Source organism: Actinopolyspora sabaoui (assembly GCF_051225635.1).
Taxonomy (GTDB): Bacteria; Actinomycetota; Actinomycetes; order Mycobacteriales; family Pseudonocardiaceae; genus Actinopolyspora.
In genome coordinates, this window is record NZ_JBMIHH010000008.1 from 1 (window position 1) to 15,095 (window position 15,095).

A 15,095-nucleotide genomic window follows, 5' to 3' on the forward strand; every position below is an offset into this window, starting at 1 on the left:
ATTTTGGGGGGGGGCACCACGGGGGTAGTGTTCTCCTGTCCAGTCGATAAGGTCGGCGACCGGAGAGGCCAGGGTAGGATTGGCCCGTCTCCGTCCGTCGTTACCTGGATGGTGCCTGGACGGTGTGATGGCGTAGGGGACGTTCACTGCCGGTGCGTTCTCGGTTCGGACGAGTGATGTCTGGGGCCAAGAGCGGAACACGCAGGACCCGAGAAGACACCACGTTCGTCAGGGCCGTACCTCCGAATACGGGCTATGCACGGAGTAGATTGTGCCGACTCTCGGACAGCTGAGGAGTTTCGCTTCCCAGGTGCCCTGCTGTGCTGGGCGTGCGTTCTCTTGGTGGCGGCGTTTTTCTGCGTTCGTTTGGTGCGGCATTGATGCCGCAGAATTCCTATGACCGGTTGCAGTGGTGGCGCGAACTGTTCACCCCCTTTCGGCCTCGGCGATGAGCCGGATCACCGGTGCAGATCCCGAAGGGGCGAGGTGAGTGGTTCGGGTGCGTAAGGAGGGGTGATGGCGCGGTTGTTGGCGGCGACCGATCTGGTGGTGACGGTGGATCATCACTTGTTCGGGATTGTTGATCAGGCTTGTGAGCAGGATCGGACGGATCCGCCTCAGGCGCCGTCCGAGCTTGGGCAGTGGATGAGTGTGGGGGTCGCGGCGGTGTATGTGGAGGCCGAGCAGGATATCATCACTGCTGGTCTGCGTCTGGAGTGCTGGGATGGCCCGGCCCCGCTCGAGGAGCGGGACTGGCCGCGTAGTGGGCTGGCCGTGGTGCGGATGCCCAGTGGTCGCCTGGGCGTTGACGAGATTGCCGCGGGAGGTAAAGGAGACGTGTTCGCGCTGCCAGCTCCGGGGGAGTATCAGGTGCGGGTGGCGTGGCGGGAACTCGAACCGGAGCAGCAGGAGGATGACGAGAGCCCGGAAGGGTTCGCACTTGCCCAGTACTGGCCAAGCGCCTGATCAGCAAGCCCTGAGATTTTTCGGTGGCACTGCCGCGTCGGTAGGCCTCGTTGTGCCCACCGACGCGGGGGTGTCGCCCTTACCGGATAGGAACGAAGAACTCGTCGCTGTCGAGGATGCGCTGGTTGATGTACCAACGCCCTAGTCGACGACCAGCTTCCTGGTTCTGATCACGGTCGACCCAACGCACTGAGTAGTGTCCCTCGTGTTGGCTGCCCTCGTAGTTGTGGCGGGCAGCGCCCTCGTAGGTCGAAGCGAAGGCGTACTCGTCGCAGTCGTACCTACCTGGTCCCGGTTTGGGAGGCATGTTCGAGCTGCGGCAGAAGTTGCGAACCACACGGCGATTGGCAGCGTAGCGGTCCTGCTGTGCCTGCCCCGCGCCCGGAGCGAGCCTACGTAACGTGTCCTGGGGACTGGCTCCCTCCAGGGTCTTGTCCGACCGAGAAGGAACCGTGGCCGACGGGTTGGCGCGGGCATCCCCGATGTGGTCGGCCACACCTGCAACGGGGGTGTCGTCACGCCGGTACACCATCCCGGGTGTGGTGCGATCGAACACCGATCCGAGTTGGCGTGAGGAGTCGCTCGATGCCAGGTACCAGGCACTGTCGAAGCGCATGCCGCTCTCGTAGCCGTGGATGGGTTGGTCCGCGTCCCAGCCGGGCATATCGAAGTCGTAGACCGGATGGAACGTGCACGTCGCGATCTCTTCGCCTTGCTCTGCCGAAGGCGCGTCGGCTTCGGAGACCAGGTCGATCTCCGCCCCGTCACTAGCCATCCAGGATCGCAGGGAATCGTCGCGACCATCTTTCTCGCCGATCTTGCAGGGATCGGCGAACCAATCCCCTCCATCGGGGTACTCACCGTCGGTGTGGAACCGCACAGTAAAATCGGCACCCCGATAAGGGCCTGTGACCAGCAGCGGGTTGAGCTGAAACTCGAAGTGGGCCCACCGGTCGGTGGGTTCTTCCGGGTAGCCCCCGTGTTTGCCATGCCCGAGAACCGTCGGCCTCCCTATAAACAGGCCAACTAGCCGACAACCACGAGGTCCGCAGCGCAGGTGTCTTCTGACCATGAGTGTGCGCTGGCAGTAGGAGAAGCGGTTTTTGATCCATCCCTGCTCTCGGACGGCTTGCCCGTTCGCGGCGCACTCCTGCTCAGTGATGTACTGATACGGATCGGCCGGTTTGGTGCCTCCAGGAAAGCGGTCACTGTCCACCGTGTACGAGGCCGGCTGCTGCTGATACGACACCGGCCCTTTCATATCGGTGACGGGATTTACCCCCAGCGTGTCCAACGACCCTGTGCGGCGCAGTGTGTCAACGACGCGCTGCGGGTTGGCGACAAGCTCGGGGTCATTGATCAACCAGGTTTGCTGCTGATGCCTCGGTCCCTTGCCCGGCGGGGCCGAGGACGGCGTACGCCCCGATTCCTGTCCGGCGGCCGTGCCCGCCGGCATCAGCACGAGCAACGCCGCGGCGGCGAGAACGGCGACACCACGTCCACCACGCTGCATAATCACACCACCCCCCGACAACGCTCAGTCCACATCGGCAGTGGTGCGGCGACGACGACATCGACATCCAACGAGTACACAAGCGTCCCTTCGTCACGTGTTGTAATCACGTGAGTAGGAAAGCAAAGCAGTCACCAGATCAGTAGGAAACCCAGCACCAATCACTCACATGGCGGCGCAGAAAGCCCCTGGCGGAGCAATCCGGACTGAACTGCGGCCCCACCCCACCACGATGGGCCCGGGCCGGTTGGGCAGCACTTGCTGGCGCTGTCCACCGAGGAACTGAGCTCGAACGTCCGTCGATGCCGCAGACTGGTGAGCTCGCTGGTGGGCGTGCGGCGTGGCGGGTTAAGCCTGTCTGGTTCGGTTACTCCCGGCTGGGGTGCCGTAAGCCGGGCCGTAGAGGATTTCCACCATGGTGGGCGGATTCGTCAAAGGGAGCTCGTGGGGAGCACCTCGCAGTGCAAGAGTTCTCGCAGATGCCGCAGCGCCGCCCACAACACCTCACCGTGTTCCCGCTTCGGTCGCCAGGGCGTCGAACTCGGCCTGGTTTGCGATTCTGTTGACACGAAAGGCATCGTCTGATTTGTCGTCGCTGGGTATTCCCAGGATCTGTGCTCGGGTGGTCAGCAGTAGCAGCACGAGTTTGGCGGTGGGCCAGCCCAGGTCGACGGTGCGCGCGTAGTCCAGGGCGAAGTTGTCCAACGGGGGAAGTGCCGAGGCGCCCTCGGTGTGCCTCTTGCGGTGGGGCGGCGATGGGTGGTGGGCGGCTTGCCGGGAACGGGCCACCCGGTCCGATTGGGAGCGGCGGAAGCGGGGCACATACCCGGCGGCGACGTCGTCCTGAAGCAGCAGTGCGATGTTCTTGGTCGCCAGCCAAAGCGTTCATCGCCAAGCCAACCAGGGCGAGCACCGGTGCGACGATTCCGTGCCACAAGGTGGAGTCGGCTGGCTCACCCACCAAGTCCTGCGAGAAGGAGGGTGGGGAAGCCTGCCGATGCCCAGCGGGCCGTCATCGAGAAGTCGAAGTCGCTTTCCTCGCGTCGACCCGGCTCGTGGAATGTCGGAGCAGGAGTCAAGACGTCCTCCTGTCTGGTGACCGGGACCTCGGGGCGGCAGCGCTACGGGCGCGGCGCCGACTGCCGTTGACCAGGTCGTTGAAGCGGTCCACAGTCCACACTGTGCGCAGGCCGAGTGGATCCAACATCGTGACGGGAGGGAACTTCGGCTCCTTCGCCCAGATGGCGTCCAGGTCCTCGGGCCGTGATCCGTCCACGATCCGGTCAGCGATGAGCCCCCGACGTACGGTGCCTGGGCCAGTCCGTGTCCGTTGCACGCGATCGAGTAGTAGATGTTGTCCTCGATCCGGTCGGCGATCGGAAGCCAGGACGAGGTGAACGCGGTCCAGCCGCCCCACGCCCACTCGACGGCGACGTCGGCAAGGGTGGGGAAGCGCGTCGCGAACGCGGACACGGTACGTGTTCGCAGCATCTGTCCACGTGACATGGCAGCGTGCGCGAGGCCGTTGGGCTCGTAGTCACAGTCGATGTCGTGGGTCTTGATCAGGTTTTTCACGAAGCGCGCGGAGTTCTCCCAGCCGCACTGTGCCGGGCACTTTCTTGGGGTGGAGGAGGCTCAACAGTCGGAGGTCGCCGCCGGGAACGCCTGCGATCTGTCCCCCGTTGCGGGAGTTGGCCCCGTAGCCGCAGAACTCGGCCTCTAGCAGCGCCACGTCCTGACCGCGCTCGGCGAGCCGCAGCGCCGTCGCCATGCCGCCCATGCCCCGCCGACCACGGCCACATCGCACGTGAGGTCGCCATCGAGGCTTGGGAGGATGTCCGCGGGCGGGTCGATCCAGCCGGTGAAGGTGCTGTACTCCACGTTGTCGGTCTTCATGACTTCGCACTCGCTTCCTGAGTCGGCTCGACACCCGTCGCCGCGTTGTGGACGTGCAGCGCGCGGTATGCGAAGTAGTAGACGAACCCCTGGGTGCCCCATGTCGCCAGAGCGGCGGTGTAGAAGATCGTGCGTTGCTCGTCGTCGAACGGGAGCGGAAAGAAGTCGTACGTGATCGCGATGATCGACGCCGCAGCGGTGACCAGACCCGTCCAGATCGCAAGCCATTTGGAGCCGATGCTCCAAAGTCGCCTGGCGAAGTAAACCAGGAAGAGCGTCGTGAGCAGGTTGACCACGACATAGAACGCAGCGACGTAGAACGCTGTGGGGGCGGCATGAATGTCCTCGCCGTGGAAGTGCCGGAGGTAGAGCCCGGCGGCGATGGCGAGTCCGAACACGCCGATGTCGACGGCGAGCGTCGGTTTGTACCGATGAGTGACGGCCATAAGACCAAGGACGAGGATCAGAGTGATGCCGACCGATCGTGAGAACGCGTCGAGGAAGTACGCGATGTCGTAGAAAACGCTGTGCTCGTCGCCTCCGAGCAGTGACCAGAGGAGGAAGTTGGAGCCGGACGTCGCGACGATCATCCACTCGAGCCCGAGGAGGTAATTGCTGTGGTTCCGGATGAATTTCCACCCGAAGACGAAGCCGGCGAAGATCATCCAGAGATCCGCCAGCAGGAAGATCAGATCCTTCACTGTCTTGGTTCCTTTCGGGGCTCGGGTCGGGGCGGAACGACGTGACGACAGGTGCTCGATCGTGAGTTCAAATGGCCATCTCGTGCATGGCTGCCGAATTGTTCAAACGAACTCACCCGCTTCGGATTTGAGCGATAATGGTGCGTGTCACATCGCTTGTCAATCGGTGACGCTCTGAAGAAGTCGGCTTGGTGCATCCTGCACTCGTTTCGACCGAAACAGGTGCGTGTTGTTGTTGATACCGGGGTTCACGATTAGGGACGGTGAACATGCCGGTGACGGTGGATACGCCGGTACCGCGATCAGTGAGGAGTCGGAAGCAGCTATGGCCACTGAGGACTCGGAAGCAGCCGCGGAGTTCGACGTCGTCATCATCGGAGCGGGAATATCCGGGATCGGCGCGGCGACCTATTTCAGCCGGGAACTCCCCGACAAGTCGCTCATCGTTCTGGAAGGTCGTGACAACATCGGTGGCACCTGGGATCTGTTCCGTTATCCGGGGATCCGATCGGATTCCGACCTTCACACCTTCGGCTACGAGTTCAAGCCGTGGCGCCACGAAAATGCGATCGCGGACGCGCCCCTGATCCGGGAGTACCTCCAGGAAACCGTCGACGAGAACGGCCTGGGGCGCCTCATCAGGTTCCGGCACCGGGTCGTGAGGTCGGAATGGTTCTCAGCGGACTCGAAGTGGACCCTGAGCGTTGAGGCAACCGACCCTGCCACAGGAGCGACCAGCACCAAGACGATCCGCGCGAGGTGGGTGTTCGCTGCCACCGGCTACTACAGGTATGACGAGGGATTCTCCCCGGAGTTTCCGGGGCGCGAGGACTTCGAAGGATCGGTGGTACATCCCCAGCACTGGCCCGAAGACCTCGATTACAGCGGCAAGAAGGTCGTCATCATCGGCAGCGGGGCGACCGCGGTCACGATGGTGCCGGCCATGAGCACAGGACCGGGTGCCGCCCAGCACGTGACGATGCTGCAGCGCACCCCCAGCTACATCATGGCGATGTCCCGCGTTGACGGACTCGCTGTGACTCTCACGAAGCTTCTCGGTGAAGAGCGTGGTTACGCCGCGACGAGGTTCAAGAACATCTGGCTCGAACACGCGATCGTCAAGGGTCTGCGGGCGTTCCTCAGGGCCGGGCGTGCGCTGATCCGGCGGCACAACATCAAGCGCCTGCCCAAGGGGTTCGACGTCGACAAGCACTTCAACCCGCCGTACGACCCGTGGGACCAGCGGTTGTGCCTGGCACCGGACGGTGACTTCTTCGATGCGATCAAAACCGGCAGCGCCTCCATCGTCACTGACTCGATCGCGAGGTTCAGCGGACGCGGAATCGTTCTGAAGTCGGGCGAGGAGCTGGAGGCCGACATCATCGTCACCGCGACCGGGTTGAACATGCAGCTCTTCGGCGGAATGCCGATCGTGGTCGACGGCCGCGAGATCGACATCGCGGAGTCGGTCAGCTACCGCGGGATGCTGCTGAGCGGGATCCCGAACTGGGCGATGGCGATCGGCTATACGACATCGTCCTGGACTCTCAAGGTGAGCCTGATGTGCCGCTACTTCATCGACCTGGTCAAGCACATGGATGCCCAGGGACATGACTGGGCGGTCCCGGTCCCGCCGCCGGGGATGGAGCACAAGCCGGTCGTGGACCTGAACGCCGGCTATGTCAAACGCGGGGAGGCGGTCCTGCCCAAGCAGGGGTTGGCCAGCCCCTGGCGGATGGCGATGTCGTACCCCGAGGACGCCAAGGCACTCCGCGGTCCGGTGTCGGACGAGAACCTCCGGTTTGGCGTCAGCCAGTTGACGGCGCGGCCGGCCGGTGGGAGGCGGTCTGCCAGTGTCTGAGAACAGCGGCCGCGGGAGCGTCGACCAGTACGTAACCCTCCCGTCCGGAACAACGATCTGCTTCCGCGACCACGGCGGCGAGGCCGACCCCGCGATCCTGCTCATCGCCGGACTGGGCGAGGACCTCACCTTCTGGGGCTCGTTCGTTCACTCGCTTGTCGTCAGAGGCTTTCGGGTCGTAGCCATGGACAATCGTGACGTCGGCCGATCCACGTTCACGGCCACACCGGAGCCCCGGCTGTGGCGTCAAATGCTGGGATTCCCCCGCCGTGATGGCTACTCGCTGGCGGACATGGCCGAGGACGGCGTCGGAGTGCTCGACCATCTGGGCCTCGTGCGGGTTCATCTGGTCGGGCGTTCCATGGGCGGAATGATCGCGCAGACGATCGCCGCGACGGAACCTCGGCGATCCCTTTCCCTGACCTCTCTCTTCTCGACCACCGGGGCTGGCAGGGTCGGTCAGCCCGCACTGTCGACACTGTGGCTGCTCGCCGCCCCACCGGCGAGAACCAGAACCGAAGCGGTGCGCGCCCACCTGCGGATCACCGCGCACGTCGCGGGGGAGGCATACCCCATCGACGACGCGGCGGAGGCCGCCATCGCGGCACGCGGATGGGACCGCAGCGCCGGTGACCCGGCAGCAGGCAACGCTCGTCAGATCCAAGCGATCCAGGCATCCGGAGACCGGACCACCCAGTTGAGCAGGATCACTGCTCCCACCTTGGTCATCAACGGTGATCGGGACCTGCTGGTGGCTCCCAGTGGCGGTGCCGCGACCGTCAGGGCGATCCGCTCAGCGCGGCACGTCGCCTTTCCCGGCATGGGCCATCACATTCCCGAGGCCCTGGTCGACCCGATCACCCAACACATCTCGCAACACGCGAACCGCGTGGACGAAGGAGGAAATCATGTCGAAATCTCTTGAACGCGACTCGAAGGCTACATCGGTCGATGTCGTGATCGTCGGTGCCGGCTTCGCCGGCCTGACCGCCGCGGAGCGGCTCGTGAACACGGGCGTGTCCGTCCTGGTCGTCGAAGGTCGCGACCGGGTCGGCGGCCGAGCGCGCACAGGCGAGGTGGCCGGGGTTCAGGTCGACCTCGGAGCGACGTGGGTCTCACCGCGACACACCGCGATCCGAGACCTCGCGAGCCGATTGGGGTGCACCACGACCAGCCAGTTCGACGAAGGTGACAACGTCCTGTGGATGGCCGGCCAGCGCAGCACCTACACCGGCACCATTCCCGAGATCTCACCCGAGGCTTTGGAAGACGTGGGCCGCATCCAGATGGCGCTGGAGGAGTTGACCTCGACCATCAACGTCGATGCCGCCTGGGAGTCCCCGGACGCAGGCCGGCTTGACGCGATTTCGTTCGGAGACTGGCTCGACCAGCAGCAGGCGAGAACGAGCACTCGTGCGCTGATGAGCATCCTCAGCAAGGTGCAGTGGGGCTGCGGCCCGGAGGACGTCTCCCTGCTGCACGCGTTGCGCTACATCCGCGCCGTGGGCGGTATAGACCACATGCTCAGCGTCGAGGGCGGTCAGAACCAGGATCGAATCACCGAAACGACCCAAGAGATCGCCAGGCGGCTCGCGCAGCAACTCGGCGACAGGGTCGTTGTGGGAACCCCTGTTCGACGAATCACCCAGGACGACAGCGGCGTCACGGTCAGCACCGACTCGGAAGAGATCAACGCGAAGTACGCCATCGTCACTACCGCTCCCTCGCACCGCGCTGACATCGACTTCCAACCCGCCCTGCCGGACAAGGCCGAGGGGGTCACGAAGACCTGGCATCTTGGCACGCTGAGCAAGGCGTTCGTCGCCTACGAGAAGCCCTTCTGGCGGAGCAGCGGGCTTTCGGGGGAGGCGCTGACCGACACCGGGCCCGTGTTCATCACCTTCGACGTTTCGCCCGACGACAGCGGACCAGGCGTCCTGATGACCTTCTGCGACCCTCGCGTCTTCGACGGTTTCAACTCGGAGGACCGGCGCGGCCGAGTGATCCAACAGCTCGTCGAGCTGTACGGCCCCCAAGCGGGCATCCCCATCGACTACGTGGACCACTGCTGGAGCGCCGAATCCGAACCGTTCGCCCCCGGCGGGCCGAACCCCGCTGTAGCCCCCTATACATATGTCAGCTACGGCAGCGCCCTCGCAGAGCCCCACGGGCGCGTCCACTGGGCCGGGGTGGAAACCGCGGGCGAGTGGGCCGGGACCATGAACGGAGCCGTGCTCACGGGCCAGCAGGCCGCCGAACGAGTCGCACAGCGGGTTGCGGGCAGCGCTGACAAGGGCGCCCGGTAAGCAGCGTGTAGCCGTGCCCGCCTCGGCCCACGTGTGCGGCCGCCGCCGGATCGTCCGGCCCGAACACCCCGCACTGGCGATGCGCTGGTTGCCACTGCCATGCACCAGCGCAGCGAGCACGTGCTCGAACACCGTCCGGTCCGGAATCCGCCGGCGATGACACCCCCACGGGTGCGTCGGCGAGAACTCAGGCCGCTCATCCACGCCGAGCAGTGTGGCGAACCCGCCCCACAACGGCTCTGCCAGCGAGACTGGCAGCAGAGGCACGACCCGCCAAACGATCTCGGGACATCAGCAATCCCATGATCACTTCTGGGGCCGTGCCTCTACGCACAGCGACACGCGGACATCATCAATCGTCGGATGCTCCCAAAGGGGATCAGGACAGCATGAGAACCGACGGCACGAAGTACAGCAACTTCACCGGCTGGATCGACCGACCGGACGACGTGCAGCCCGCGTTGGACGGTGACCTCACCTGCGACATCGCCGTCATCGGCGGCGGCATGGGTGGCATGGCGGCCGCGCTGCGCCTTGCCGAGCGCGACCAGGATGTGGTCCTGCTGGAGGCCGAGTTCTGCGGCTACGGCTCAGCCTCACGCAACGGTGGTCAGATCGCCGGGGCGCCGGGTGGAGACCTGCGGATGCTCAGCCTCCAGTCCCCGAAGAAGATGCCGGTCATGGTCAAACTGGCGGACATACGCGGGCTACTACGTGGAAAACCTCATGAAGACGCACGACATTGACTGCGACTACGTGGCGAACGGCCTGGTGTGGGGTGCGGTCTCGCCCATCATGATGCTCAGGGTGCGCACCCAGGCGGCGCTCCTGCGCGCCTTCGGTGGGCAAGGGACCGTCGGTAGCAGAGAGGAACTCGGCCTCCCGGCCGGCTTCGTGGGCGGCATGCGGGAGAACGTCGGCGGGATGCTGAACCCGGGCAAGCTCGCTCGTGGTGTGCGTCGCGCATTGCTCGCCTCCTCGGCCAAGGTCTTCGAGCGGTCGCGGGTGAGCCATGTCCGGCGGACGGGCGGCACGGTCGAGCTCACGACATCGCAGGGCACCGTGCGGGCCAACAAGGTGGTGCTCGCGACCAACGCCTACTCCGGCGAGTGGAACATCACGCCCAAGAATCTCTCGACGCCGCTGTACGTCATCGAGATCGAGTCGGAACCCATCGCGCCGGAGCGGCTCGCCGAGCTGGACTGGACCAGTCGTTCCGGCATCATCACCCAGCACCAGTTGATGACCCACTACCGGCTCACCGAGCGCAACACCATCGTCTGCGGTGTCCGCCAAGCGCAGCGCGGCCAGACCTACCCGCTCCCGGAGCGAGTCCCGGATCCCGGTGTCGTGCAGGACATGGGGAAGGATCTGTCCAATCGCTTCCCGTCGCTGTCCGACGTGGCCATCGAGCGGGCCTGGGGCGGTTGGATCGGGATCACCCCGGACTGGCTGTCGGTCGCCGGGCAGGTGGGCGACAACGTCTACTACTCGCTGGCCTGCAACGGCCACGGCCTCGCTCAGGTGCCGTACGTGGCCAATCAGATCGCCGACTACCTGGTCGACGGTGAGATGTCGGAGGACCTCGCCGGCATCTGGTCGGACGTCTCGGAGTACCCGCGGTCGATGGCGCGGCTGCTGAATCCGTTCGTCATCCGAGCGGCCTGGGGGCTGGACCGGTTCAACGACTTCTTCAACGGCAGCAAGACGCTGGCGCGACGGGTGCTGCGTCGTCGCGGGCGCGGGGACCGCTGAGGGTTTGGGTGACTTCTGCTCTGTGACGGCGCGGGCCGCTGCTGGAAGGATGTTCACCACGCCTGAGAGTCTCCGGCGAATGATGTCGTGGTACGTGACTCTGGTGACATGACGGGTGGCAACATGGCGACAACATGTCGCCACCCGAGCGGGTACCCGCCGCTCGCGGATGCGCTTACCCTCATTCGCCGGACGGTCTGAGATCGGGGAAAGCGCCCTGACGTAAGTTGCACGCCCACGTGATCGAGGCAGACTGCCGACATGGAGGAGTTGTGGCCTCCACCCGCCCCCGAGGTCGCTGAGGCGATTCGATCGCTGTGCCAGCGGCTTCTGAACGACATGGACGGCCTGACCGACGCCGTGGCAGTACCCGCACGCACGGCCGAGGACGATCCCAATCTGCTCTCGGACGCGTCGCTGGCCGAGGAGGATCGCCAGCTCAACCGCGCCGACGTCGTCCAGTGGCTCACCGCGAACATCCAGGAACCGGGGCGACGGGTGGCCCCTTACATAGGGACGAGGACCTCGGCCTACATTCGTGACCTCGTTTCCCGCGGCATCACCCCGGATTTCGCTGAAGGTTGGAGGGCGGCACTCCCGATCGCGTGGCGCCGATGGCTCGAAGAGTGTTCGGCGTACTGCGAGGACCGGGATCTGCTCGTGGAGGTCCTCGACGTATCGGCGCAATCGATGGTGCAATACGCCATCGACTCGGTGTCGGCCCTGCGTGATGCCATGTTCGCCGCCGCGACCGGTGACGCGGATGCCGACGCGGTCGCGGTGATCCAGTTGATCGCGAACGGGGCCCCGCTGACACAGGACTTCGCGGAGGGGCGCCTGAACTATCGAATGTCCCGTTGGCACGTCGCCGTCGTGGTGTGGGCCGAGGAAATTCAGCAGGTCGGTGCCCTGGACGAGGTGGTCGCGGTCGTATGCTCCAAGACGGCTGGTCGAAACGCACTCGTCGCCCGCGCGAGTGCCACCGCGCGTTGGATCTGGCTCTCCGGATCCGCGGTTCCGGATCCCAGTCAGGTCGAAGAGGCCATGGCGAAGGCCGAGGAGATTCACGCGGCGGTCGGGAGGCCCGGGTACGGTCTCGAAGGGTTCCGGTCCAGCCACCAGGACGCTCTCGCTGCCCAGGCGATGGTGATTCGGCTCGGATCCGACCGGCGCTTCACGGCGTACGCCGACGTCGAGCTTATCGACACCCTCACGAAGGACCGCTCCACCGCACGCCGGTTCGTCACCAAGACTCTGGGCCCGTTGGCCGAAGCCGACGAAGAACTGCGGGAAGCCCTTTTGACGTATGTGCAGTGCGGTTTCAACACCACCCGGGCGGCAGCGAGTCTCTACGCGCACCGAAACACCGTCGAGCGACGCGTCACGCGCGCCAACAACCTCTCCACCGTCAAAGTGGAGGACAATCCCCCCCCCCCCCCACGTCGCCGCGGCACTCCTTGTTCTGGAGTTCGCGCCCGACATCGTGGCGGCCCCGTTCTCGTAGACGTCCGGGGGACGACAGGCAGCAGCTCGGCGGTATCGACCCCCTCGGCCACGCCGTCGAGCTGCCCTGACCGCTCGACAGCAACCCGTGGAAGTACCCGGTGGTGGGCGGGTGCGGGGGACAGTCGCGCCCTGTTCTCCGTCATCCTCGAAGAACTGAGGACACCGACTCGCGGGACGTCGCTCGAGCTTGGACGGCGGACTCCCGGCCTTGTCATGACCGCACGCCTGGGTCTCTGTGGTCGGCCGAGTCGGTGGCGATCAGTGCGGAGGAGGCCGAGGCGGTTGCTGCCTGGCGCGTACGCATTTCGACTAGCCGGGCAGCGGCACGTTGCTCCCCGGCGGCCCTGAGTGCGTTGACTCTCGCCGTGGCTATGGCGAGCGCGGCGACGCTCATCGCGCCGGGAATCGCCTTCTCACTCGTGACCTGCGCGGCGGAGCCACTGCTGATGACCGCAGCTTGGGCAGGGACGGAGCAAAGTTGTACGACGGAACGAGCGCGATGTCCAGCCCGAGCATGTATATGCGCAGGGTCACGATCAGCAGGACCATCCACTGCGTGGTCTCCTGGGACGTCGATGCTGCGGCCGTGTCGGTCTTCTCGGGTTGTTCACTCATGATCCGGTGTTGATTGTTGTTCTGGGGTAGCGGCGGGCGAACCGCCTCGAACTTCCCCTTGTGTGGAGAGTTGCGTACGGAGCAACGCGCGCAGTGCGTGGGCGGCTTCACCGACATCGAGGTCGGGGTCCAGCAGCGCGTGCAGCAGCAGTCCGTACCCGGCGGCAGCGAGCAAGGTCGCCAGCGCTGACGGGGACGTCGGACCGATACCCGCGCAGCAGGCGGAAGCCGAGCTCGTTGACGAGATCCGTTCGGTCCGACGCAGCCTGTCCCTCCGTCTCACCGCGGCTTCTGCTTCCGACTCCGTGTCTGCTCCGCGTGGACTCGGGCCTGGCGCAACCGCGAGAGGCCGGACTCGGCTTTCGGCTGGGCCGGCCCGGACTACGGGGTGGGGACGGTCCGAGCAGCTGCTCAAGTGGCACAACCCTTGTGTCCGGCCTTCGGAGGAAGGGTTGTTTCCCCAACCCCTTGATCTGTGAGGGGGTCGATGGTTAGATGAGGACGACTTACCTGGGGAGAATGGGGATTATGTTAAACGAACAGGAAAACGCGTCGCCGCTCCGCCTTAATGAGGAAGAATTCGAGCAGGACCCGCACGGATTGTACGATGCCTTGAGGGTCGAGGCGCCGGTTCGCGAGATCATCGCGCCGGGTGGGACGAAGGTCTGGCTGGTCACGAAGTATGACGACGCCAGAGCCGCACTCGCCGATAACCGGCTGTCTAAGAACATCGAGGTCGGGCAGAAGGTGATCGAACGGAACACCAGTGGCGAAGGCGAGGGCCTGGTGTACGCCTCCGAGCTGGCGGTGCACATGCTCAACACCGACCCGCCCGACCACACCCGGCTTCGGCAGCAGGTCAATCGGGTTTTCACGACGCCTGCGGTCGAGAAACTGCGTCCTCGGATCGAGGAGATCACGGCCGACCTGCTCGACTCCATGGCCGGCCAGGACGAGGCGGACCTGATGTCTGCCCTGGCCTATCCGATTCCGATGGCGGTGATCTGCGAGCTGCTGGGGGTGCCGACGTCCGATCGGGAGCGCTTCCGCGGCTGGGTCCCCAGTCAGCTCGCTGGTGGAGATCCGGAGCAGATGGCGGCGGACACCGTGAAGCTGCTGGAGTATTTGGAGGGGCTGGTCGAGAGCAAGCGCTCCGAACCCGCGGACGACTTGCTCACGGACCTGGTGCGTTCCACTGACGACGGCAAGCTGAACACCCAGGAACTGGTGTCGATGGCCTTCCTGCTGTTGGTCGCCGGTCACGAGACTACGGCCCACCTCATCGGCAACGGGATGTATGCTTTGCTGTCCCATCCCGACCAGTTCGCCGTACTGCGAGCGGATCGCTCCCTGTTACCTGGGGCGATTGAGGAGGTTCTGCGCTACGAGAGCCCGGTCAACACTTCGTCGCTGCGGTTCACGACCGAGCCGATCGAACTGGGCGGAGTCGTAATTCCCGAGGGTGAACTCGTGGTTGTAGCCCTCACCTCGGCGAACAGGGACGACTCCAAGTTTCCCGACGGTGGCACCCTGGACATTTGCCGCGGAGCGGGTGGAAACCTGTCTTTCGGGCACGGTATTCATTACTGCGTCGGTGCCCCGCTGGCCAGGCTGGAGGCGCAGATCGCCTTCGGCCAGCTCATCGATCGCTTTCCCGAGATGCGGCTGGCGGCCGACCCGGCTGACCTTCGCTGGCAACCGGGGACGGCCTTGCGCGGGTTGAAGACGCTGCCGGTACGTCTCGACGCCCAACACGGCTGAGTGGTTCGCCCAAAATCTGTATGTAACCCTGTTCCCCAGGCGATCTCATCAGAGCATCCTACCCGAGTACGAGAATGCTGGCTTGTTCGTGGGCGTACGGGCCCGGAATGAGAGTGTTGAACAATGGTTGACGTGCTGGCGGGAAGTTGTCCCATTTTATCGATGAAACATTTGGTAACTACGACGCGGAATTAGGGACAGCGACGCACTATACG

General features: G+C 64.9%; 11 protein-coding genes and 2 pseudogenes. 7 read left to right on the forward strand and 6 right to left on the reverse strand.

Going from position 1 to position 15,095, the window contains the following annotated elements; genetic code table 11:
• Nucleotides 1-516 precede the first annotated feature (516 nt).
• The gene (locus ACOQFL_RS16000) at nucleotides 517-966 is read left to right on the forward strand and encodes a hypothetical protein (protein ID WP_435544979.1); all 450 of its coding nucleotides are present in this window, start codon (nucleotides 517-519) and stop codon (nucleotides 964-966) included.
• A 79-nt stretch (nucleotides 967-1,045) separates the two neighbouring features.
• Here ACOQFL_RS16000 and ACOQFL_RS16005 read toward each other — a convergent pair whose 3' ends face one another.
• The 4 genes from ACOQFL_RS16005 to ACOQFL_RS16020 all read right to left on the reverse strand — a co-directional run bounded on the left by ACOQFL_RS16005 (nucleotide 1,046) and on the right by ACOQFL_RS16020 (nucleotide 5,076).
• Entirely contained in the window at nucleotides 1,046-2,479 is a 1,434-nt protein-coding gene (locus ACOQFL_RS16005; protein ID WP_435545144.1) for a NucA/NucB deoxyribonuclease domain-containing protein, read from the reverse strand.
• 504 nt (nucleotides 2,480-2,983) lie between these two features.
• Nucleotides 2,984-3,268, reverse strand: coding sequence for a hypothetical protein (locus tag ACOQFL_RS16010; RefSeq protein WP_435544980.1), 285 nt, complete (start codon nucleotides 3,266-3,268; stop codon nucleotides 2,984-2,986).
• 748 nt (nucleotides 3,269-4,016) lie between these two features.
• Nucleotides 4,017-4,259 carry an FAD-dependent oxidoreductase gene (locus ACOQFL_RS16015; RefSeq protein ID WP_435544981.1) on the reverse strand — a complete coding sequence of 81 codons (243 nt, stop codon included), beginning with the start codon at nucleotides 4,257-4,259 and terminating at the stop codon, nucleotides 4,017-4,019.
• Nucleotides 4,260-4,371: 112 nt separating this feature from the next.
• A complete protein-coding gene (locus tag ACOQFL_RS16020) occupies nucleotides 4,372-5,076 on the reverse strand; it encodes a transporter (RefSeq protein ID WP_435544982.1) in 705 nt (234 codons plus the stop codon).
• A 325-nt stretch (nucleotides 5,077-5,401) separates the two neighbouring features.
• On the opposite strand from ACOQFL_RS16020, the gene ACOQFL_RS16025 reads away from it, so the two are divergent.
• The 3 genes from ACOQFL_RS16025 to ACOQFL_RS16035 are packed head-to-tail and all read left to right on the forward strand — an operon-like array spanning nucleotide 5,402 to nucleotide 9,243.
• On the forward strand, nucleotides 5,402-6,937 hold the full coding sequence (locus tag ACOQFL_RS16025; RefSeq protein WP_435544983.1) for a flavin-containing monooxygenase: 1,536 nt from the start codon (nucleotides 5,402-5,404) through the stop codon (nucleotides 6,935-6,937).
• Nucleotides 6,930-7,862, forward strand: a complete 933-nt coding sequence (locus ACOQFL_RS16030; protein ID WP_435544984.1) for an alpha/beta fold hydrolase — start codon at nucleotides 6,930-6,932, stop codon at nucleotides 7,860-7,862. The genes ACOQFL_RS16025 and ACOQFL_RS16030 overlap by 8 nt, the downstream gene beginning before the upstream one ends.
• On the forward strand, nucleotides 7,846-9,243 hold the full coding sequence (locus ACOQFL_RS16035) for a flavin monoamine oxidase family protein (RefSeq protein WP_435544985.1): 1,398 nt from the start codon (nucleotides 7,846-7,848) through the stop codon (nucleotides 9,241-9,243). Before ACOQFL_RS16030 ends, ACOQFL_RS16035 begins: the two co-directional genes overlap by 17 nt.
• A 9-nt stretch (nucleotides 9,244-9,252) precedes the next feature.
• Here the strand turns inward: ACOQFL_RS16035 and ACOQFL_RS16040 are convergent.
• Nucleotides 9,253-9,510 (reverse strand): annotated as a pseudogene (locus ACOQFL_RS16040) (IS5/IS1182 family transposase); the annotation flags it as partial.
• A gap of 248 nt (nucleotides 9,511-9,758) precedes the next feature.
• Between ACOQFL_RS16040 and ACOQFL_RS16045 the strand changes: the two are divergent.
• Both ACOQFL_RS16045 and ACOQFL_RS16050 read left to right on the forward strand, forming a co-directional pair.
• A pseudogene (locus ACOQFL_RS16045) lies at nucleotides 9,759-10,998 on the forward strand (NAD(P)/FAD-dependent oxidoreductase).
• A 261-nt stretch (nucleotides 10,999-11,259) separates the two neighbouring features.
• On the forward strand, nucleotides 11,260-12,852 hold the full coding sequence (locus ACOQFL_RS16050) for a PucR family transcriptional regulator (protein WP_435544986.1): 1,593 nt from the start codon (nucleotides 11,260-11,262) through the stop codon (nucleotides 12,850-12,852).
• 42 nt (nucleotides 12,853-12,894) lie between these two features.
• On the opposite strand, the gene ACOQFL_RS16055 is transcribed toward ACOQFL_RS16050, so the two are convergent.
• A complete protein-coding gene (locus tag ACOQFL_RS16055; RefSeq protein WP_435544987.1) occupies nucleotides 12,895-13,119 on the reverse strand; it encodes a hypothetical protein in 225 nt (74 codons plus the stop codon).
• A 528-nt stretch (nucleotides 13,120-13,647) separates the two neighbouring features.
• On the opposite strand from ACOQFL_RS16055, the gene ACOQFL_RS16060 reads away from it, so the two are divergent.
• Nucleotides 13,648-14,880 carry a cytochrome P450 family protein gene (locus tag ACOQFL_RS16060; RefSeq protein WP_435544988.1) on the forward strand — a complete coding sequence of 411 codons (1,233 nt, stop codon included), beginning with the start codon at nucleotides 13,648-13,650 and terminating at the stop codon, nucleotides 14,878-14,880.
• Nucleotides 14,881-15,095 lie beyond the last annotated feature (215 nt).